Below are 19039 nucleotides of genomic sequence, written 5' to 3'. Positions count from 1 at the left end.
AATTTATCCTAATGGTGATGTACGAAGTCTCTGGTTTTGGGGAACGCCGGAATGTAGCAATAAATATTATGGAACACAAAAGCTACCTACTTTTTCACTGAAGACATCGGCTTGGTATAGATCGATTTGTGATCGGGTTAAGTTTTGAAACCCTTGATTATTGCTAGGTGCAATTTGATTAGCTTGATAATACCATGTCACCGTTTCCTTGAGGGTTTGCCGAAAATCCCAGACGGGTTGCCATTTTAGGGTATGGAAAGCCTTATCTGTGACTAGATTAAGCAATTTAGCCTCATGAACAGCCTTCGGATCACTTTGATCGAGCCAAGTCCCTGGCCAAAGTTGTAGGATAGACTCAACTAACTCTTTAACCGGACGATTAGAAGTCAGAGACGGACCGAAATTAAACGCCCCATATAACCCCCGGCTGTCTTGCTGCCAATTGGCTGTCATCAACTGCTCATAAATCGACTCAGCTAAACGTAAATAGCCCCCTAAAGGCTCTAAAACGTGCTGCCAAGGACGAGTCGCTAGAGGGTTCCGCACCGGAATCGGTTCGGATTTGATCAAGGCCCGCATCGCATCGGGTACAATCCGGTCTAGGGACCAATCTCCCCCACCAATGACATTTCCGGCCCTAGCGCTGGCAATACCGATGGGGGTTTGAGGGGTTTTAAAGAAGGAATTTCGCCAAGATGCGATCGCCAATTCCGCCCCCGCTTTGCTAGAACTATAGGGATCGTAACCCCCCAAGGGGTCATTTTCCCGATAACCATAGACCCATTCCCGATTCTCATAGCACTTATCGCTAGTAATAAACACGGCGGCACAGGGATGAGTCAGGCTTTTCAGGGCCTCTAAAACGTGAATAGTCCCCATAACATTTGTGTTCCACGTTTCCACCGACTCCAGATAAGAAAGCCGCACTAGGGGTTGTGCCGCTAAATGAAAGACTACATCCGGTTGCCATGAAGCGATTAAACGAGTCACTAACTCAGCCTCTCGAATATCTCCTATATGATGACTCAGGTTTTGAGCTAAGTCTAATTGCTCAAATAAGGCGGGGGTGGTATTGGGAGCTAAACTGAGGCCTTTTACCTCTGCTCCTAGATGGAGTAACCAAAACCCCAGCCAAGACCCCTTAAAGCCAGTATGACCAGTAATAAAGACCTTTTTGCCCGGCCAAAATGCTTTCTTTACCATATTTTCCATCTAGCTTGTCCACTGTCATAAAGGTGATTGAGCATTTCCATTTCTCGGTAAGTATCCATACACTGCCAAAACCCATCAGGCTCATCCCAGGGGGAGAGGGGAGCTATTATTGTTCACAAGTCAAATAGACTTGCTGTACCGGGTTTTCAGTTAATTTCAACGGCTTTCTGCCAGTAATCGCTGAAAAGAATTTTTGAGAAGGCTTAAAGCCATCACCCTAAATCTTTGGGAGTCACTATACATGAACTTGACCGAGGATGTCAATTGGTTAAGCTGTTAGGTATCTAGAATGGTTAGCTGAGACAAAAGGAGCGCAGGGAACTTCTGAGCGGGGAGAGTCGTTCTTGATTTTCGATGCCTCGTGATTCAAGGGAAAATCAATTAAGTATTTATACTTATTGTATATGACTTGAATTTGGTGTAAACATACAGCTATGCCCAAGTGGCAGGGATTTTAATAGACCTCTTGCATAATTTTTTTATGGTATAATATAAGGTTTTGCTTTTTTCTCAATTCTTAGATTGAAGTGGAAAAAAGAATAAAATGTGATCTTAGGTCAGGAAATCATCTATAATTTTGCTATGTTTATTAGCAAAATTATGGATTATCAAAACTTATCAGATGAACAATTCAAACGCCGTTTCGGTGTGTACAAACAAACATATAGAAAGATGGTAGAATCAGTAAAAAGTGTTGAAGCCGACTCTAATTCACCATCTAAAAGGGGACCGAAACCTAAACTATCTATAGAAGAACAAGTTTTAGTAACGTTAGAATATTGGCGAGAATATAGAACATATTTTCACATTGGTACAAGCTGGGAACTATCAGAATCAACTATATGTCGGATTGTAAATAAGACGGAAAAAATGCTTTTACAATCGGGAAACTTCCGTTTAAAAGGAAAAAAAGCTTTACTCAATCAAGCAGAGATACCGGTCATAACGGTAATGGATGTAACGGAAACTCCCATTGAACGCCCCCAAAAGAAACAGAAAGATTTTTTTTCGGGTAAAAGAGGTTATCATACTTTAAAATCCCAATTAGTAGCTGATCAAAATACAGAGGAAATTATCTGTGTCTTCTGTGGGAAAGGTAGAGGTCATGATTTTAGTTTATTTAAAAAAAGTCGAGTTCGTTTTCATCCTTTAACTACCAGCATAGAAGACAGTGGTTATCAGGGAATAGCTGCATACCATAGTAATAGTTATACACCGAAAAAGAAATCGAAAAATAGAAAATTAACAGAGTTAGAAAAAGAGTATAACAAGGCTTTAGCTAAAGAAAGGATTATCATTGAACATATAAATAGGAAACTCAAAATCTTTAAAATCTTATCCTGTAAATATCGGAATCGTCGTCGAAGATATAGTTTAAGAGTTAACTTGTTGGCGGCTATTTATAACTGTGAGTTAGGGATAGGTATAGCAGCTTCTTAAAAGTTGCCTAAAGATTAATCAAGTCAAGGAGAATTTATTCTCAATTATAAAAATTGAGATAGTTTGTGCCGCTTAAATAAAGAGGTTTTGATAACCAAATTAAAGCAGCTCTAAAGAGTTTTGAGTTAAAAGTTAAACTTCAAGTTTTCATTCAGGACGAATGTACTGATTAACTAATTTTTTGGGGAAAATTAGTTAACCCATCATTATAACATATAATTAATTTGCAAGAGTTCTAATATTATTCTGGACTCAAAATTGTTATGTAGCGGTTTTAACTCGCCGGAAGCACAATTTATTCATTTACTCCTGTCCACCCCATGGCTGCTTCAAACTTAGGGCTATATACTGAGGGTGACATGAAGGGTGCTGTGGCCTACCTAGGTGGGTCGTGGGGACCGGTTCACCCCCATCTCCTCTCCCACTCCGGAGATATGATGCTCGTGGTGTTGGCAAATCGTTTAGACTGGCTATATATTAAGCTAAAACTTGAACTCGTACCGAACTTTATCTAATTTGTAAATGAGTAAAAAAACCTTCTGTATTTTGGAACAGGGCAAACTAATTAATGAGCCTTGCACTATAGAAAAACGAGAACTATTTACTACTGAATTTAGTGACTTTTATCGCCTTAATTGGGCAACGGAAGATGAACCCAATGCTTTCATTACTGCAAAAGGAGTGACTTGGAGTGAGGGCAGGAGCTTGCTATATAGGGAAGTTCCTAAAGATTATGAATACTACATTTTTATCGATGATGATGTTACCTTTGTTGCTGATGAAGGAGTAGATATTCCCAAAAAGATAAAAGAATTGCTCGATGAATATCATCCCATTGCTGGAACTTTTTATGATCCTAAACAGTGGGCATTTCTACCGATTAAAGCTTCTTATGAAGAGTTCATCTCCAGAAAATGCTTTCCCATTAGTGGATATGATGCAGAATCTCAAATCCTCTCCCAAAGCTATGCTGATGTTATCTTACCGGCGATTTATCATGGGGCACATCGGACTGATTGGTATCTTCAGTGGGTTTGTTATCAAACCTTTCCCCTGAAGCAAATGTGTTTTACTGACATTCGAGTTAAGAATGCCCGCAGCGGTGGCCATAGTAAAATTCAAAAGCCGCAGCATTATGAGCCAACAGAAGCATTGTTTTTGTTTAATCGACACGCCAAGAAGCCATATCCATTATTGAAAAAAAAGGATGATATTCTTAAAAATAATGTTGAAGTTTTTGAGCGGCTAGTTGATAAAACCCCTATTGAGTTCACTCTGAAAGACCTAGCAAAGGTCTATGATATCAGCAACACTGATTTTAAAATTAGACAACCTACTGCGAGTAGTCGGTACTTGTACAGAAAACCCTGGAATCGTTTTCTGTGGAAACTGGTCAGAAAACTGACAGGGGAATATAAATATTAATTCCACTTGACAGAAAGGCATTTTATTAGTCAGCCAAAAGTCTCAGGAAGTATTTAACGGAGCCAGTCTAAATAATTCTTAAACACAATTCTTCTCCGCTCTCCAGAGTGAGAGAGGGGTTAGGGATGAGGAGCTTTTACAATTCATTTGGTTTTGCTATATATTATACCAATTTTCAATAGTCGTGACTAACATCTAAAAGCGCAATTCCTTTCCGAGAGCGGAATTGCGCTTTGGAATAATCAACTAAGTCTGTCATCACTTTTGAAAAATGATATTAGGCTGTGGTTAAACTTTTATCCAGAAAATTTGCCAGATAATCTCTTATGGACTAAAAATTTTAGCCATTCAGGTATAGAGAAAAGTGAAATGTATAATAGATTGACAAATAAGAGCAAATTGATAATTTCATCAATTGCCCAAGGATGTAAGAATGGACTCGCGTAAAAGGTTACCACTATAGCGACTAAAGCCATACTGGAAGACAAGCTTAACTGATTTTCTTGCTTAATCCAATCCAAGATTTGAGGAAGGGCAAAGATTAGAAAAGTTAATTTATAATCCATAACAAGGCCAATAACCAGATAATTTCCTAAATAAATGCCTGCTGCAAGACGGAAATAATCAATATATTGACTTTTATCTAAAGATTGAACCGAATCCGTTGAGACAAAATCGGAACTAAGCCATTCTTGAAAAATCTTAAATTTCGACAATAAAACTCTGGTCAAGATTAATAGCGTTAATAAACTCATAATTATATAAATTATATATCTGATCGTCTTTTTAATATCAGTTTCGCCGCCAGTAAATAGAGAAAGATTTGATAGAAAAGGTTTGACTTTCAAAAAGAGGGCTTGATGGCCAAAACGAAACCAAACACGCTCAACATCAAATGCTTGTGAGATAGTTTTAATCTCCCCTATACTAGCGAGAAAATAAGTAATAAAAGCAGTGGTAAAAATAGCCGACAAGAACAGAAATAGATTTCTTTTTTCTTTAAGAATTACCGCCAGTCCAAAAATTGGAAATAGTTTAACAACCCCCCAAAAAAATATTAATAAATAGGCGCACAACCTAAAAATTAATGCTCGGCTATTCTTAATTATCATTAGTGCGACACCCAGCCAAGAATAGATAACAATATCTACGTTGCCACGTTCCACTAAAAGCATTACCGGTGGTGAGCATAAAATTAGGGCATAAACTACAGCTTCTTGATAATTTAATCGGCCAATGATGATTAAAGTTATAACATAAAAGATTAAAGCAAAGAAAACTCCCCAAAATATAGTATCACGCTGCTCTAACCCCAGCCAAGTTAATGAAGACCAACTACTAGGATAAGCTATTTGAGTGAAGCAGGAATTATTTGTTAGGGAAACTTCGCCTGTCAATCGATCACAATCAAAAGCCCCTAATACGGCTGCAAGATCGATAAAAGGGCTTTTAACCGCAGGAACCCCTAGTTTCCTCCAAAACTTGTGATAGGGAACAAAAAAATTAGCTAGATACAATAACCCAAAATATCCTAAAAGTGCAGCAACTACCAAAAATCTGCCATCAATTTTTGATTGCTTTTTGAGCATTTTCCTAATCTGGAGATGTATTGAATTTACTATGTCCACTTTGTGCCTCCTGCTATTCAAGGATTGACTATCTGTCCATGACCTGAGTTCAGTATAAGACGATCATTGCGCCGCTAAATGAAAGATTACATTCGGTTGCCATGAGGCGATTAAACGAGCCACTAACTCAGCTAAGGCGGGGGTGGTATTGGGGGCTAAACTGAGGCCTTTTACCTCTGCCCCCAGATGGAGTAACCAAAACGCCAGCCAAGACCCCTTAAAGCCAGTATGACCCGTGATAAAGACCTTTTTGCCAGGCTAAAATGCTTCCTCTACCATATTTTCCATCTAGCTTGTCCAGTGTCATAAAGGTGATTGAGCATTTCCATTTCTCGGTAAGTATCCATGCACTGCCAAAACCCTTCATGCTTATAGACGGCGAGTTCTCCCAAAGCAGCCAGGGTTCTTAGGGGCTGTGCTTCAAAAGTCGTCGCATCTCCCTCAATTAAATCCAAAACCTTGCGATTTAAGACAAAATACCCCCCATTAATCCATCCCTCAGTCGTTTGGGGCTTTTCTTGGAATTGACTGACTAGATTATCCTCAATCACTAACTCGCCAAAGCGAGAAGGAGGACGGACCGCCGTCAAGGTGGCTAATTTACCATGAGAGTAATGGAAATCCAACAGATCCCCAATATTCACATCACAAACCCCATCCCCGTAGGTGGCTAAAAAGATATCACTTCCACTTTGATCTATATAAGAGGTGAGACGTTTAAGACGGCCTCCCGTCATGGTTTCCTGTCCCGTATCAACTAACCAAATACGCCAGTCCTCCTCATCATGTCCACTATCGAGTTTGGTCACTTTTTTATTGCCTAACTCTAAGAGGACATCACTTTGATTCCAATCATAGTTAAAGAAATAGTCCCGGATTATTTCCCCTTTGTACCCTAGACAGAGCATAAAGTCAGTTAACCCATATTGGGCATAAGTTTTCATGATATGCCAAATAATCGGTCGATTTCCGATGGCAATCATCGGCTTAGGTCGAAATTCGGTTTCTTCCCGCAGTCGGGTTCCTTTGCCACCACACAAGATGGCGACGGGAATGTTAGACTTATAGTCCTTAACTGTTAAACTGACCGATTGTATTACCATTAGATTCTATAGTGAAGGGCTTTGAGAGTGACATCATCTTATCGAGGCAGTTTAACACGGGATTCCTGATTGTGTCCAAGATCTGTCTAAAAAAATTTTTGTTAAGCGAGTGTACCCAGTTTATTGCTAAACAGGCCCTTAAATCTTATAGCAGTTATCTTCATGGTGAGGTACGAAGTTTTCGTTTTGGGGAGTCGGCCAGTAATGCTAAATCAGGTTATACTTCATCTTTAACGCTATAATCCTGACCGAGTAGGACTAGAAATTCGTGCTACCATGCGAAGATAAATATTCGGGGATACGGTCACGAAGCTACCAGACAATTTTAGGATAAAAATACCGACACTTATGGGGAAATCAATCAATAAAGTCCGAGTAACGGCACTGATTTTAGGGATTCTAGCGATCGCCTTTGCCTTTTTCACGAGGATTGTCAGTATCTTTGAATACGTTACCTTCGATATCGGACCCGATCCCGATCAGATTACCATTGGTTCTATTTGGATGGATATGTGGAAGGGAAACTTTCCTCAATTGGGACCACCAGGGGGGGGTGGAAAATATGGATTCACAATTCCCCCCCTCTATTTTTATTTAGGGTTTCCTCTGACAATTTTCGGTACTGCTCCCGAATTTCAAGTCCTTACCAATGGACTATTTTCTTTCCTATCGATTCCCCTTTTAATCTACTTTGTTTATCAACTTTTAGAAAATGTAGAACAAGATAAACGTCTTCTCCTGTCCAGTTTGGCAGGATTTTGGTATAGCACGATTTATGCGGACTATTTTATTAATAATTTTTCCTGGGCCCCTAGCCCAATACCCTTTTTCCTGCTCGTTTTTGCTTTACTCTATCGGTTCCAGATGGAAACGAGTAAGCCGCTGCTCTATCAGGCTATAGCTTGGATATTCTTCGGGATTACCGTCGCTATATTGGTGAGTTTACACACCACCACGATGTTAATTATCCCAGTGACTTCTGTTATCGCCTCTCTATGGTTTGTTTATCAAAATCGCAAGAATACTCGTAAATGTCTTTTGCCTTTTCTATCGATTATCTCGGCAAATCTCGCCTTATTTATGTATTGGCACAGTGAGATCGTTCGGAATTTCGCTAATACGAGGGGAATCGTGAGAGCACTCACGGCGAAGGGGGCGAGCGGTGAACCATCGAGCAATCTGTTCACTCGTCTATTTAAAGCGATTTGGGAAACGGTTTATCTGGGTAATCAAGTATTTTTTTTGAATGACAATATATCGATTTTCAATGTTGTAGTTTCGGTGATTTTTTTCGGCATTTCTCTATACATAGTCATCAAAAAATATCGAGGCAATAAAACACTGATCGGCTTTTTGGCGATTACTTGGATAATTTTTCTCTATGCTTCCTCTAATTATCCTGATGAGCATTTTTATTCCCATCGTAAAATCTTACTCTGGTTTGCTCCTATCCTGTTGGCGATCGCTAGTCTGGCCTATCTAAACTTTACTAAGACTTTCCACAGGATCCTCGCTCTATTTCTAGCAATTATCATCGGCTATTCTATCGCAACTAATCTCTATTTCAATCAACGTTATCTTGCCAGTAAATACGGTTCCGAAAGGCTCCTATCCGTGGCCGATACAGTGGCAATTATCAATCAGATTCCGGTCGGTTCAACCCTTTGCGATCCAGCTAAGAAAGGCAAAAGAAAAGAGCGCGGTCAGTACGATTATATCGATACCTTTATGACCAAAAGAGAGCTAACGATAACCAATGCCTGCCCATCGGGTAGTTATTATATACAGCCGAAATTTAAAATGGCTATCCAAATGAACGATTTATTTCCAATTTTTACCCTCGCCAAAACCCCCCCTCTCGATCGCCGGATGACTTCCCTTCTGGAAACCCCAGAAGCCTATCTCTATAAAATCGAGTAGCAATACCTCAACCGCGATAGCGGAATTTGCTCGGGATATTCTTGAGAAAATTTTTGCAAAGGGTGACAAGTAGCGGGGCTGTCTAGGAAAGCCATATCAATAATACGGTTCTTCGGTTTGTCTTATGCAACGGACAGGGTTACAAGGAATGAAACTCTTATATAGAAAGACATTCGGGGATTTATGTCAATTGTTTTCGATCTAGAGCGAACTAATCAATTAAGTCTCTTGCCAGATAAGGATTTAGTCGATTTATGCCCCCCTATTGAACCATACCAAGTAACGAAGAACCGCATTTTGCAGCGTTTTTCATTGTTCCCCAATTCTAACAACAAAAAAGCACCCCCTTGCGGGAGTGCCTTTTCGTTCAGACTAGGAATTAACCATTGATAGCAGGAGCAATCAGAGCTACAGGAGCCTGTTCACCACTAGCCAAGTCTAAGGGGAAGTTGTGAGCATTGCGCTCGTGCATTACTTCCATACCGATACCAGCGCGGTTCAGCACATCGGCCCAAGTACCGATTACACGACCTTGAGAATCGAGAATCGACTGGTTGAAGTTGAAACCGTTGAGGTTAAACGCCATGGTGCTAACACCCATCGCCGTAAACCAGATACCGATTACCGGCCAAGCACCTAAGAAGAAGTGCAGAGAGCGGCTGTTGTTGAAAGAAGCGTATTGGAAGATTAAACGTCCGAAGTAACCGTGAGCGGCAACGATATTGTAGGTTTCTTCTTCTTGACCGAATTTGTAACCGTAGTTCTGAGATTCGATTTCAGTGGTTTCACGCACTAAGGAAGAAGTTACTAGAGAACCGTGCATCGCACTGAACAAGGAACCGCCGAACACACCGGCAACACCTAACATATGGAAGGGGTGCATCAGGATGTTATGTTCTGCTTGGAACACGAACATAAAGTTAAAGGTTCCAGAGATTCCTAAAGGCATACCATCAGAGAAGGAACCTTGTCCGATGGGATAGATTAAGAATACAGCAGTAGCGGCGGATACGGGTGCAGAGTAAGCTACACAGATCCAAGGACGCATTCCTAAACGGAAAGACAGTTCCCACTGACGACCGAGGTAGCAGAAGACACCTAGTAAGAAGTGGAAAATGACTAACTGGTAAGGACCACCGTTGTATAACCACTCATCTAAGGAAGCAGCTTCCCAGATGGGGTAGAAGTGGAGTCCAATCGCGTTGGAGGAGGGAACAACCGCACCGGAGATGATGTTGTTTCCGTAAAGTAGAGAACCGGCTACAGGCTCGCGGATACCGTCGATATCTACAGGAGGAGCGGCGATAAAGGCGATGATGAAGCAGGTGGTGGCGGTGAGCAGGGTGGGGATCATGATGACACCGAACCAACCGATGTATAAGCGGTTGTTGGTGCTGGTGATCCACTGACAGAACTGCTCCCACAGGGAAGCGCTCTCGCGCTGTTGTAGAGTGGTGGTCATTGGTTTATGATTCCTATTAAGTTATCGAGGTACGATTGATGATGTCTCTATCTTAGAGAGTTTGTAACGGTTTGTAAAGGGGTTTGAAACTATTGTTACTTATACCATTGATAAGCTGAGGTTATGAAATGGGTCGGGTGCGGTCGGGTCTTTTCTGATCTAAGATTGAAGACATGACTCGACAACCTCACGACCAATTTGCCAAACAATACCTAGAAGAATTGCTGTCTCCCCTGGGAAAGGTGGAAGTCAGCAAAGAGGTGGCGGATGAAACCCGTCAGGTGGATATTTTCTTCTCTCCTCACCCTAATATGCGGGGAAATGCTCAATCTTTGGGTCTTTTAGGGCAAATGGTGACAACAAGCACTTTGCTTGAGCCTTTTCGCAATGCTCCCAATCGAACGGAAATTCGCAACTGTATCTTAAAACTGTTTTCGATTTTCGCTGAACTTCAACGGAAAGGGAAACGGGAAAAAACTGAGTTAAACGAGGATGACTTACCTAGATTATGGATTTTGGCTACTTCTATTAGTTTCCAGACCCTAGAGAGTTTTGATGCTAAATTAGAACTAGAAAACTGGACAGAAGGGATTTACTTTTTATCTCCCTCTCACCGAACGGCAATTATAGCGATTAATCAGTTACCTATTACCCCAGACACTTTACTGTTAAGATTGTTGGGACGAGGGAAAACCCAAAGCCAAGCGGTGAGAGAGTTGCTTGAGTTGCCATCTGGCGATTCCTTCCGTCAAAATGTCATGGAATTATTGATCAGTTGGCGTGTGAGTGTTGAAATTAACAATCTTTTAGAATCAGAAGATAGGGAGGTATTTATGGCTTTATCTCAATCTTATTTAGAGTGGAAAGAGGCGACCAAACGAGAAGGACTTCAACAAGGACTTCAACAAGGACTTCAACAAGGACTTCAACAAGGACAACGACAAATTATTGAAAATTTAATGCAAGTGAGGTTTGGAGAATTGGATGAGTCTTTAATAAAAGTCATTGATGAGTTGCTCAAGTTATCACCGATGGAGTCTAGTCGTTTATTATTAGAGTCTTCACGGGAAGATTTAATCAGACGATTCCTCTCTGAATAAGTTAATTATATCTGGCTTGGTTCAAAAAACGACTGAATTGATAATAGGGGCAATATGGAAGAATTGTTAGAATTAAAGGATTTACTTTTAGTAGGAAATGTTCCCGATGCCTTGCTCCTGGTAGAGGAAATGACAGAAATGAGCAAAGATGATAAGCTCAATAAGATTTTTAGCTTTAGTATTATTGTCTTATTACATCTGATTAAACAGCAAGCAGAAAAACGCAGTACACGCTCATGGGAAACCTCTATTTCTAATTCTGTTAGACAGATTCAACGCATTAATAAACGACGTAAAACTGGAGGAAATTATCTAACAATAGAAGAATTAAAAGAAACCTTAGATGATGCTTATTCTTCCGCTTTAAGACAAGGGGCATTAGAAGCTTTTGAGGGTATATATCAACCCGAAGAAATTGAGGCTATAATCGATAAAAATAAAATTATTAATCAAGCAATGAGGTTGATTTTAGGATAGGAGAACTGAACAGAATAATCAGATAGCTAATTAAACCAGTTCAAAATTTTGTTCCAAATAGATGATACGGATGTTGTAAGTTTCTTCCAAATATTATCAAATTTATCCCAAATGTTTTCATCTGGGATAGGTACTGGTGCTTCTTTTGGAGGTTCTTGAGTGAGTTTATCCCAATCTGTTGGAGGTGGTGTTTTACCCGTGTCAAATTTATCCCAAGCACTTGATGAATTGGGTTCAAGTTTTTTCCAGGGATCTGAAGATGTTGTATTTTTTGGACTGGTTTGAGATGGCTTTTGAACTCCGTTAGGGGAGAAAGTCCATCCTTGACTTGAGGGAGGAGGGTATGGGGATGGAGTAGAATTATTAGATGTAAAACCCCAATTACCCGCATTTCTCACAAAAAGTACGATCACCAACCCCCGAAGCCTTACAAAATCTGGGTTTTGACTGGGTGATCGCCTTGTAGCAAAAACGACAGTGTGTTGTTAGGATTCAACTTAAGCTCATCATCAATTAGACCTTGAAAAAAGAACAAATTTAAAATGCGTATTTTTAGGTTAATTAGTTGATAAAGTCTCAATTTTAAGTAGAGAATGAAGTCAAAAGCTTGCTATAATTTAATCATTAAAACTATTTAAAGTATGTCAAGTTTATGACTCCTAGTTCAGACCAGTCTCGACTCAATCAATTAAATTTTGGAAACCTCAATGGAAGACAAGTAATCGCTAATTTTGAGGGAGGAAAAATCACCTCAGATGCAGGAATTATTTTGATGGCAGAGTTAGACCAAAAGCTAAAAATAACGGCTCGGTTTGCCGAATGTTTTCGAGATTATCGAAATTCATCCTATCTAGATTATTCAGTTCATGAACTACTCGCACAAAGAGTTTATGGGATAGTTTTGGGATATGAGGATGTCAATGATCATGATAAATTACGTCATGCTCCAGCTTTAGCAATAGCATTGAAAAAACTAAATTTTATTGACTCAGCCCAAGCAAATTTAGCGGGAAAAAGTACAATTAATCGACTAGAATATTGTCTGGAAACAGTCATCAATCAAGAGAACAGTCGTTACCATAAAATCGAGCCTAACCCCAAAGAAATTGAAAAAGCTTTTGTGGACATCTTTCTAGAATCCTACAAAAAGCCACCGAAACCAATTATTTTAGACATGGATGTCACCGATGACCAAGTGCATGGAAATCAAGAGGGAGCGTTTTTCAATACTTATTATAAAGGAGTGTGTTATGCTCCTTTGTATATTTTCTGTGAGCATCATTTATTAGTAGCTAAACTCCGGTCTTCTCATGTAGATACTGCTGGGGGAGCATTAGAAGAATTGCAGCGAATAATCAGTATAATTCGAGAAAAATGGTCAGATACGCAGATATTAGTACGAGGAGATAGTGCCTATTCCCGTGAAGATATCATGAAATTTTGCGAAAGTCAAGCAGGAGTTGATTATGTTTTAGCAATGGCAACGAATAGTCAATTAAAATTACGAGCGACCGATGTAATTGAGAAAGCTAAGGCAGATTACGAGCAAAGACTTCAGCCAGTTACTGAATTAATGGAGACGTTATTTTCTCCCGATGAAGAGTTAGGAGAATTGGCGAAATTGGTACCAGAATCGACTTGGTATCGTTCCCTATGTTATCAAACCCAAAAATCCTGGAGCCGTTCAAGAAGAGTGGTGACAAAAGTTTGTCCTGGTAGTGAGGGCGTAAAAATTCGCCACGTTGTGACTTCTTTACCTGCATCAAAGATTCCCCCATCTAAACTTTACACTGAAAAATATTGCCCCAGAGGTGAGAGGTCAAATCGAATTAAAGAGCAACAATTAGACTTATTTGCTGACCGGAATTCGACACAGACATTTGAGAGTAATCAATTAAGACTTTGGTTGTCATCAATGGCTTATGTTTTAATGCAAGCTTTTCGTCAAAATTGTTTGGCTAAAACTTCTTTTGCCAAAGCGACAGTGGGAACAATTCGCCTTAATTTCCTTAAATTAGGAGCTAGAATTACTGTTAGTGTCAGAAGAATTTTAATCGCAATTGCCAGTTCTTGTCCCTATCAAGATATTTTAGCGATAGCTTACTCTAGAATTCAAGCGATAGCGGGAACTGGATAAGTTGAAGAGTTTTCAAAGATCATTAAATAGTCTTAAAAATGGCTGCTTATAAATTCAGCTAACTTTGTCGTGAACATTTTCCCTAATTGACGGAATTTTTCCAGTAATTCAGGAATTTTTTGATTAGTTTAGTCAGATTATTCCTTGATAACTAAGCGGGTTTCTCTTATTTTTGAAAAACACCAACTTTTAACCTCCAAATTAGGTTCTTAATTCAGTTTGTGAGAAATGCGGGTTAACCCTAAGTAAGTGGTTTCAATTAAATTGAAGATAGATTTTGTCCTTGATCCCCCCTGCCCCCCTTGATAAGGGGGGTTTTGATCCCCCCTGCCCCCCTTGATAAGGGGGGTTTTGATCCCCCCTGCCCCCCTTGATAAGCTATCCATTAGTCACATCTTTCTTAACATAAAATTTGACAAAAAGAGAAAAGTGTGCCAGATGGCTCAAGGGGGTTCTATAGGGGGACTAATTTGATGAGATAGTTTCCAAGTCTGGCTGATATCATGTAACCTTCGCAGTCCCAACCAAATAGTTTTAACACCAGGTTCACCGTCACCTTTTCTACCTAAAAACCCCCCAAGAGAAGCAATCATTCTGACCGCTTCTCGAAAGGAGGGCGGCTTTTCAGGTGGCGGACTCTTTTTATGAATAGTGGCACACAAAGATTGCCATTCATGTTCTTCCAAAAAACTTTCACAACTCTCCTCTCCGTGTAAGCGTGCTTGATAGGTTAACCAAAGTAATCTCCAAGCTACAATTGAATAGGTAGCTAAGGCCATCTCAATTCTCCTACCCGTTTCTAATTGCAGTTTTTCTAATCCACAACCACTTTTTAAAACAAAATGATAGCGTTCTATTAACCAGCGATAACTATACCAGCGCACACAGGTTATCGCTGATTCAAAGCTACTAATGTCTAGGCTAGTTAAGAGCAGCCAACTGATAGGATTAACTCCGCTATGCGGATTTTCTTCTTCAGCTAAAATTACCTGTAATTTGACCGGTTGACGAGGGGTCGCCTTGGAGTGATGGCTAGGTACTTGTATTTCAAAACTGGCAAATCTAACTGTTAGTTTAGCTAGTCTAGCCTCGTGATTAGGATTGCGTTTTACTTGCACATCTAAGGTCCCACAGGCTTTTATTTCTCTGATGGATTGATGTAAATATTTAGGCTCTGAATGCCCTGACCTTTGCTTGTCTTCGAGATAGTTAACTTTTCGGTTATGAGTTCCTCGAATTAATAAATGAGAGTTAGGACTTCTTGATTGGGCAAATAAATCAAATATGTCTGCCTCACAATCTCCGATTGTTACTACTTGAATATCTTCGGGTATCTGTTGTTGTGTTTCTGACAAAGAATCTAACCATCTTTGACTTTCTTTTTCTTGGGTTTCTCTTTTTTTGCGTTGCTTGGCAATCCCTAAATTCTTTTCTTCTCTTGCCCAGACATATTGATTAATCAGTCCTAAAGGTATTCCGACTGGGGACACTCCTAAGGTGGTATGAACTTTGAGACCAAAGGATTTTTTATAATCTAGATAACCCATGCCTTTTTTGGCTTTTTGCGTCGTAAAGTCTAAACTTGTTGTGTCTTGCACTGCCAAAACTATTGGATGTTCTTTGATTCTTTCTACTGTACTTTTGGCCTGGGCGGCAATTATATCTGAGGGGTGAAAATAGGGGGAATTCCAAAAGTCGTAGGTGGCACTCGCTGCGGCTAGATTTCCTGAAGCTTGTGGCACACTTGTACTAGGTTGACTGGCCAAGTTTTCCACGATACTGATTAACCTTTTCTTTCTTCTGGTGTCCCCTAGGTCTGCATACTGTAATTCTTGGGCTGCCCATTTCTCCATTTTTTTGCTTACCTCCACCTTAATTCCTTCTTTCAAAACTATACCTATCAATCGTTTCCCCTTTTTTTAAGTTTCTTCTCTTTTTGTTAAGAAAGATCCGACTAATGGATAGCTTGATAAGGGGGGTGCCGATAGGCGGGGGGATCCTCCTTGATCATGGGGGTGTCTGACAATTTTTAATACCCACCTACTTAGAATTTCGTCTTTGCTTCCTTAATAGTATAACTTTACTACAAAAAATCGGAGCAACCATTTAGGAACGGTGATGATTATTAGAGCTAAAATCAGCAACTTCGGAAAAGCGAAATATGGACAGTCCAGAATCTAGGCAGCCGACCTGTAATAAGGCGAAGGCAGACTCGGATAAACTCGCCGGATGTGGCGGAAGACTTCTTCCGTTTTTTCTTCCACTTCTTCTTCCGTGTAGAGATCGACGGGTAAACCAGTATCATCGCTGTATAAAAAGTTGTGAATAGTAGTTTTAACCTCCGCCCGACTGGATTCTTTATCTAGCCAACGATCGATCTTTAGTTTCTCTTGTTTTAGGGTTTTCAAAAGCTGCGTGGCGATCTGTTTAATTTTTTCAATGTCTTGCGGTGATAAGTAGTCATGCAAAATTAATTACCCAAATAAAAAATTAAGAAGTATAATACATAAAAAAACGAAGCAGCAGGAAAATACAATGAGATTGATTAGAGACCTAAACCCCGAGAGCCAGAAAATGCTAGAGAGAATTTATCGAGCTAGTAAACATCATCAAGTAAGAGAGCGAGCGAAATGTATACTCTTAAGTTTTCAGGGAACCACGATAGAAGAATTGAGCGGAATATTTGGAGTTACGAGAAAGACCATCTATAATTGGTTGACGGCCTGGGAAGATAGAAAACTAATTGGTTTTTATAATCGTCGAGGAAGAGGGAGAAAACCTAAATTGACAGAAGCCCAAGGTCAACAAGTTATTGACTGGGTAAAAGAAGAACCGAAAAGCTTAAAAAAAATCCAGATAAAAATTGTAGAAGAAGGGAAATTAACCGTAAGCAAAGACACGATAAAAAGACTCATAAAAAAAATCAACATGAGGTGGAAAAGGGTGAGAAGAGGGGTCGCCAAAACCCCTGATGAGTGGGAGCTTGAGGTCAAACTACCTATTTTAGAAGAACTAAAAAAACAGGAAAAAAGAGGAGAGATTGAGATAGGATATTTGGATGAAATGGGAGGGGATTCAAAGCCTTGTATTCCTGAGGCTTGGCAAGAAGAAAAAACCACGATAAAGTTACCACCAATTGAAGGTAAAAGACTAAATATTTTAGGAATAATGAAACGAGATAATCAATTATTTTATGAGACACAGGTCGGAACGTTTACTAGCGAGATAGTTATTAATTTTCTGGATAAATATTGCCAAAATATACAGAAAAAAACTGTCATAATAATTGACCAAGCTTCCATTCATACCAGCGAGGCATTTATGGAGAAACTTGAGGAATGGGAAAAGAAAAACTTGAAAATATTTTGGTTGCCCACTTATTCACCTCATTTAAATTTAATTGAAATATTATGGAGATTTTTAAAATATGAATGGATTGAATTTAGCGCCTATAAAGACCGAAAGAGCCTCCTCGCTTACGTTAAAAAAGTGCTGGACAATTTTGGAGGCGAGTATGTAATTAATTTTGCCTAGGTACTTAGATTCTCTTTGGTTAAAAGGTCGAACAGGGCGAGGGATTCCTCGTCTAATCCCTCGCTAACCGCCCGTTGGGACTCTTGATCGAGTTCCTGAATAAATTCTAATAATGGGACTTAAACAAATTTCAAGCCCAAACAAAGCCTAAACTGGCTTTGTAAGCGGCAAAGACATCCCGATTCTCGGTCAGCCACTCAAAGAAACGGAAAGACATCGCTGTCCGAAAAGCTTCCAAGGCTTCCACAAAAGTGTTTAAAGGTCGATTCGCCCACTGCCTTTGCAATCCCCCAGTTAACTGATGCCACAGGATAAATGTATAGTGGGACTTAAACAAATTTCAAGCCCAAACAAAGCCTAAACTGGCTTTGTAAGCGGCAAACACATCCCGATTCTCGGTCAGCCACTCAAAGAAACGGAAAGACATCGCTGTCCGAAAAGCTTCCAAGGCTTCCACAAAAGTGTTTAAAGGTCGATTCGCCCACTGCCTTTGCAATCCCCCAGTTAACTTATGCCACAGGATAAATGTATAGGCACAAAACACCAGGATAAAATGACGAAGTAAGCTTCGTTTATCCCTGACTTGGTATTCCCTTAACCCTAACCATCCTTTGGCTTCTCGGTAGAATACTTCCACCCAATTTCTTTCGGTGTAAGTCTTGACTATCCACGACGCTGTTACTGTATCTGCCTCAACTACATTGGTGATGAAATAGTCCACCTCTGTGGCTTTTTCCATTGAACTTGCATTCATGACGATCGCCAAGTTCCTTTCTCCTTCTAGTTGAGATATTTTCGCTCTGAATACCGCTACCCAAACCGTTTTTTCTTTATCTAGATTTAGGGTGATTTTCTCCCAATCCTTTTCTGATAGGCTTTTTGCTAGTTGCTCAAGCTGGATTGTTTCTTCCACACCCCCTTCTTTTTCAATAATTACTTTTCGATTTTTTGCCAATCCTCCTAAGTATTTTAGCTTTCTTTCTTCCAGGGCTTTGAGAAAATTTGTGTTGTTGCCATAACCAGCATCTATTAAGACGATTTTCGGTCGATAGCCTCTGGTTAAGCTCCGGTCAATTAAATCTATCGCTATCTCCGGTTTCTTCTTAAATTCTTTGTCTTCTTTCCCCTCGGCTAAGGAACTAGCCGGTTGATAAATTTCAATGTCTAGGGGTACACTTTTTTTGCCGTCGTAGAGATGGGTAGTGACGGCGACTATTCCGTTGTCTGTCTTGCCAATTTCTCCTAGGTACTGCCTGCCAACTCCGGCGGTCAGATTGCCACTTTTTCGATGTCCTGAGTCATCGACAATCAGGGAAAATCCTCGGGGGATTTGCGTCTGGCGGCATTGGTTCATCACTTGCAACCGACATTCATTCACCTGACGGTCTGACCAAGGAGATTCGGTCAAAAAGTGATGTAATCGGTTATAAACTACTCCGACGGCATTATTGGCCATTTGAGTGAGGTTTTTCCTCTCACTTTCCCCTAATAATCCTCCTAAATAGGGCTGGCTGAATAAATCTAAAAACCTTGTTGGATAAGACTTTTGGACTTTTTTCCCCTCAAAAAGTACCAGATATGGGAGTGATCAGGGGTAAATT

The 19039-nt window shown here is 40.1% G+C and carries 16 protein-coding genes and 2 pseudogenes; 8 read left to right on the top strand and 10 right to left on the bottom strand.

The annotated features are described in order from the left end of the window. Positions 1–66 precede the first annotated feature (66 nt). Complete coding sequence (rfbG, locus tag MAE_RS04785; protein WP_041803817.1) at positions 67–1212, bottom strand: CDP-glucose 4,6-dehydratase; 1146 nt, start codon at positions 1210–1212, stop codon at positions 67–69. Positions 1213–1794: 582 nt separating this feature from the next. Between rfbG and MAE_RS04780 the strand changes: the two genes are divergently transcribed. Together MAE_RS04780 and MAE_RS04770 are read left to right on the top strand one after the other, a co-directional pair. Then, the gene (locus tag MAE_RS04780; protein WP_002732125.1) at positions 1795–2652 is read left to right on the top strand and encodes an IS5-like element ISMae4 family transposase; all 858 of its coding nucleotides are present in this window, start codon (positions 1795–1797) and stop codon (positions 2650–2652) included. Between the two features lie 522 nt (positions 2653–3174). Then, a complete protein-coding gene (locus MAE_RS04770) occupies positions 3175–4077 on the top strand; it encodes a hypothetical protein (RefSeq protein WP_012264561.1) in 903 nt (300 codons plus the stop codon). Positions 4078–4373: 296 nt separating this feature from the next. Here the strand turns inward: MAE_RS04770 and MAE_RS04765 are convergent, their stop codons facing one another. The 3 genes and pseudogenes from MAE_RS04765 to rfbF all read right to left on the bottom strand — a co-directional run bounded on the left by MAE_RS04765 (position 4374) and on the right by rfbF (position 6808). Beyond that, on the bottom strand, positions 4374–5666 hold the full coding sequence (locus MAE_RS04765; protein WP_012264560.1) for a hypothetical protein: 1293 nt from the start codon (positions 5664–5666) through the stop codon (positions 4374–4376). 105 nt (positions 5667–5771) lie between these two features. Beyond that, positions 5772–5945, bottom strand: a pseudogene (locus tag MAE_RS34715) (CDP-glucose 4,6-dehydratase); the annotation flags it as partial. 32 nt (positions 5946–5977) lie between these two features. Further along, on the bottom strand, positions 5978–6808 hold the full coding sequence (rfbF, locus tag MAE_RS04760) for a glucose-1-phosphate cytidylyltransferase (RefSeq protein WP_012264559.1): 831 nt from the start codon (positions 6806–6808) through the stop codon (positions 5978–5980). Between the two features lie 348 nt (positions 6809–7156). Here rfbF and MAE_RS04755 point away from each other — a divergent pair, with 348 nt between their 5' ends. Then, positions 7157–8728: a hypothetical protein gene (locus tag MAE_RS04755; protein ID WP_012264557.1), complete on the top strand. Its 1572-nt coding sequence runs from the start codon at positions 7157–7159 to the stop codon at positions 8726–8728. A gap of 183 nt (positions 8729–8911) precedes the next feature. Further along, complete coding sequence (locus tag MAE_RS28515) at positions 8912–9118, top strand: hypothetical protein (protein ID WP_125731883.1); 207 nt, start codon at positions 8912–8914, stop codon at positions 9116–9118. Here the strand turns inward: MAE_RS28515 and psbA are convergent. Then, positions 9108–10190, bottom strand: a complete 1083-nt coding sequence (gene psbA, locus MAE_RS04750; protein WP_012264511.1) for a photosystem II q(b) protein — start codon at positions 10188–10190, stop codon at positions 9108–9110. The two genes, MAE_RS28515 and psbA, sit on opposite strands and share 11 nt — an antisense overlap. 173 nt (positions 10191–10363) lie before the next feature. Here psbA and MAE_RS04745 point away from each other — a divergent pair, with 173 nt between their 5' ends. Together MAE_RS04745 and MAE_RS04740 are read left to right on the top strand one after the other, a co-directional pair. Then, positions 10364–11290, top strand: a complete 927-nt coding sequence (locus tag MAE_RS04745) for a hypothetical protein (RefSeq protein WP_012264556.1) — start codon at positions 10364–10366, stop codon at positions 11288–11290. A 54-nt stretch (positions 11291–11344) separates the two neighbouring features. Beyond that, positions 11345–11767, top strand: a complete 423-nt coding sequence (locus tag MAE_RS04740) for a DUF29 family protein (protein WP_012264555.1) — start codon at positions 11345–11347, stop codon at positions 11765–11767. 26 nt (positions 11768–11793) lie between these two features. On the opposite strand, the gene MAE_RS04735 is transcribed toward MAE_RS04740, so the two are convergent. After that, positions 11794–12180: a hypothetical protein gene (locus MAE_RS04735; RefSeq protein ID WP_231859721.1), complete on the bottom strand. Its 387-nt coding sequence runs from the start codon at positions 12178–12180 to the stop codon at positions 11794–11796. A gap of 239 nt (positions 12181–12419) precedes the next feature. On the opposite strand from MAE_RS04735, the gene MAE_RS04730 reads away from it, so the two are divergent. Next, positions 12420–13904: an IS1380-like element ISMae9 family transposase gene (locus MAE_RS04730; protein WP_012264553.1), complete on the top strand. Its 1485-nt coding sequence runs from the start codon at positions 12420–12422 to the stop codon at positions 13902–13904. 443 nt (positions 13905–14347) lie between these two features. Here MAE_RS04730 and MAE_RS04725 read toward each other — a convergent pair whose 3' ends face one another. Both MAE_RS04725 and MAE_RS04720 read right to left on the bottom strand, forming a co-directional pair. After that, on the bottom strand, positions 14348–15757 hold the full coding sequence (locus MAE_RS04725) for an IS4 family transposase (RefSeq protein WP_012263965.1): 1410 nt from the start codon (positions 15755–15757) through the stop codon (positions 14348–14350). Between the two features lie 324 nt (positions 15758–16081). After that, positions 16082–16372, bottom strand: a complete 291-nt coding sequence (locus MAE_RS04720) for a hypothetical protein (RefSeq protein WP_041803813.1) — start codon at positions 16370–16372, stop codon at positions 16082–16084. Between the two features lie 67 nt (positions 16373–16439). Between MAE_RS04720 and MAE_RS04715 the strand changes: the two genes are divergently transcribed. Next, positions 16440–17438: an IS630-like element ISMae24 family transposase gene (locus MAE_RS04715; RefSeq protein ID WP_012264550.1), complete on the top strand. Its 999-nt coding sequence runs from the start codon at positions 16440–16442 to the stop codon at positions 17436–17438. A gap of 130 nt (positions 17439–17568) precedes the next feature. On the opposite strand, the pseudogene MAE_RS04710 reads toward MAE_RS04715, so the two are convergent. After that, positions 17569–17760: pseudogene (locus MAE_RS04710) on the bottom strand (IS701 family transposase); the annotation flags it as partial. A gap of 18 nt (positions 17761–17778) precedes the next feature. Beyond that, positions 17779–19014 (bottom strand): IS701 family transposase, encoded by a 1236-nt coding sequence (locus MAE_RS04705; RefSeq protein ID WP_080506937.1) that lies wholly within the window; start codon positions 19012–19014, stop codon positions 17779–17781. Positions 19015–19039: the final 25 nt, after the last annotated feature.

This window comes from Microcystis aeruginosa NIES-843 (assembly GCF_000010625.1).
GTDB classification, from domain to species: domain Bacteria; phylum Cyanobacteriota; class Cyanobacteriia; order Cyanobacteriales; family Microcystaceae; genus Microcystis; species Microcystis aeruginosa.
The sequence above is the reverse complement of the archived record's forward strand: the minus strand, read 5'-3'. Positions and strand labels throughout refer to the sequence as shown.

Bases quoted from the DNA above. Each gene is read 5' to 3' on its own strand.
- MAE_RS04725 (WP_012263965.1), bottom strand. From the start codon at position 15,757: ATGGAGAAATGGGCAGCCCAAGAATTACAGTATGCAGACCTAGGGGAC.
- MAE_RS04715 (WP_012264550.1), top strand. From the start codon at position 16,440: ATGAGATTGATTAGAGACCTAAACCCCGAGAGCCAGAAAATGCTAGAG.
- rfbF (WP_012264559.1), bottom strand. From the start codon at position 6,808: ATGGTAATACAATCGGTCAGTTTAACAGTTAAGGACTATAAGTCTAAC.
- MAE_RS04745 (WP_012264556.1), top strand. From the start codon at position 10,364: ATGACTCGACAACCTCACGACCAATTTGCCAAACAATACCTAGAAGAA.
- psbA (WP_012264511.1), bottom strand. From the start codon at position 10,190: ATGACCACCACTCTACAACAGCGCGAGAGCGCTTCCCTGTGGGAGCAG.
- MAE_RS04765 (WP_012264560.1), bottom strand. From the start codon at position 5,666: ATGCTCAAAAAGCAATCAAAAATTGATGGCAGATTTTTGGTAGTTGCT.
- MAE_RS28515 (WP_125731883.1), top strand. From the start codon at position 8,912: ATGTCAATTGTTTTCGATCTAGAGCGAACTAATCAATTAAGTCTCTTG.
- MAE_RS04770 (WP_012264561.1), top strand. From the start codon at position 3,175: ATGAGTAAAAAAACCTTCTGTATTTTGGAACAGGGCAAACTAATTAAT.
- MAE_RS04740 (WP_012264555.1), top strand. From the start codon at position 11,345: ATGGAAGAATTGTTAGAATTAAAGGATTTACTTTTAGTAGGAAATGTT.
- MAE_RS04780 (WP_002732125.1), top strand. From the start codon at position 1,795: ATGTTTATTAGCAAAATTATGGATTATCAAAACTTATCAGATGAACAA.
- MAE_RS04730 (WP_012264553.1), top strand. From the start codon at position 12,420: ATGACTCCTAGTTCAGACCAGTCTCGACTCAATCAATTAAATTTTGGA.
- rfbG (WP_041803817.1), bottom strand. From the start codon at position 1,212: ATGGAAAATATGGTAAAGAAAGCATTTTGGCCGGGCAAAAAGGTCTTT.
- MAE_RS04755 (WP_012264557.1), top strand. From the start codon at position 7,157: ATGGGGAAATCAATCAATAAAGTCCGAGTAACGGCACTGATTTTAGGG.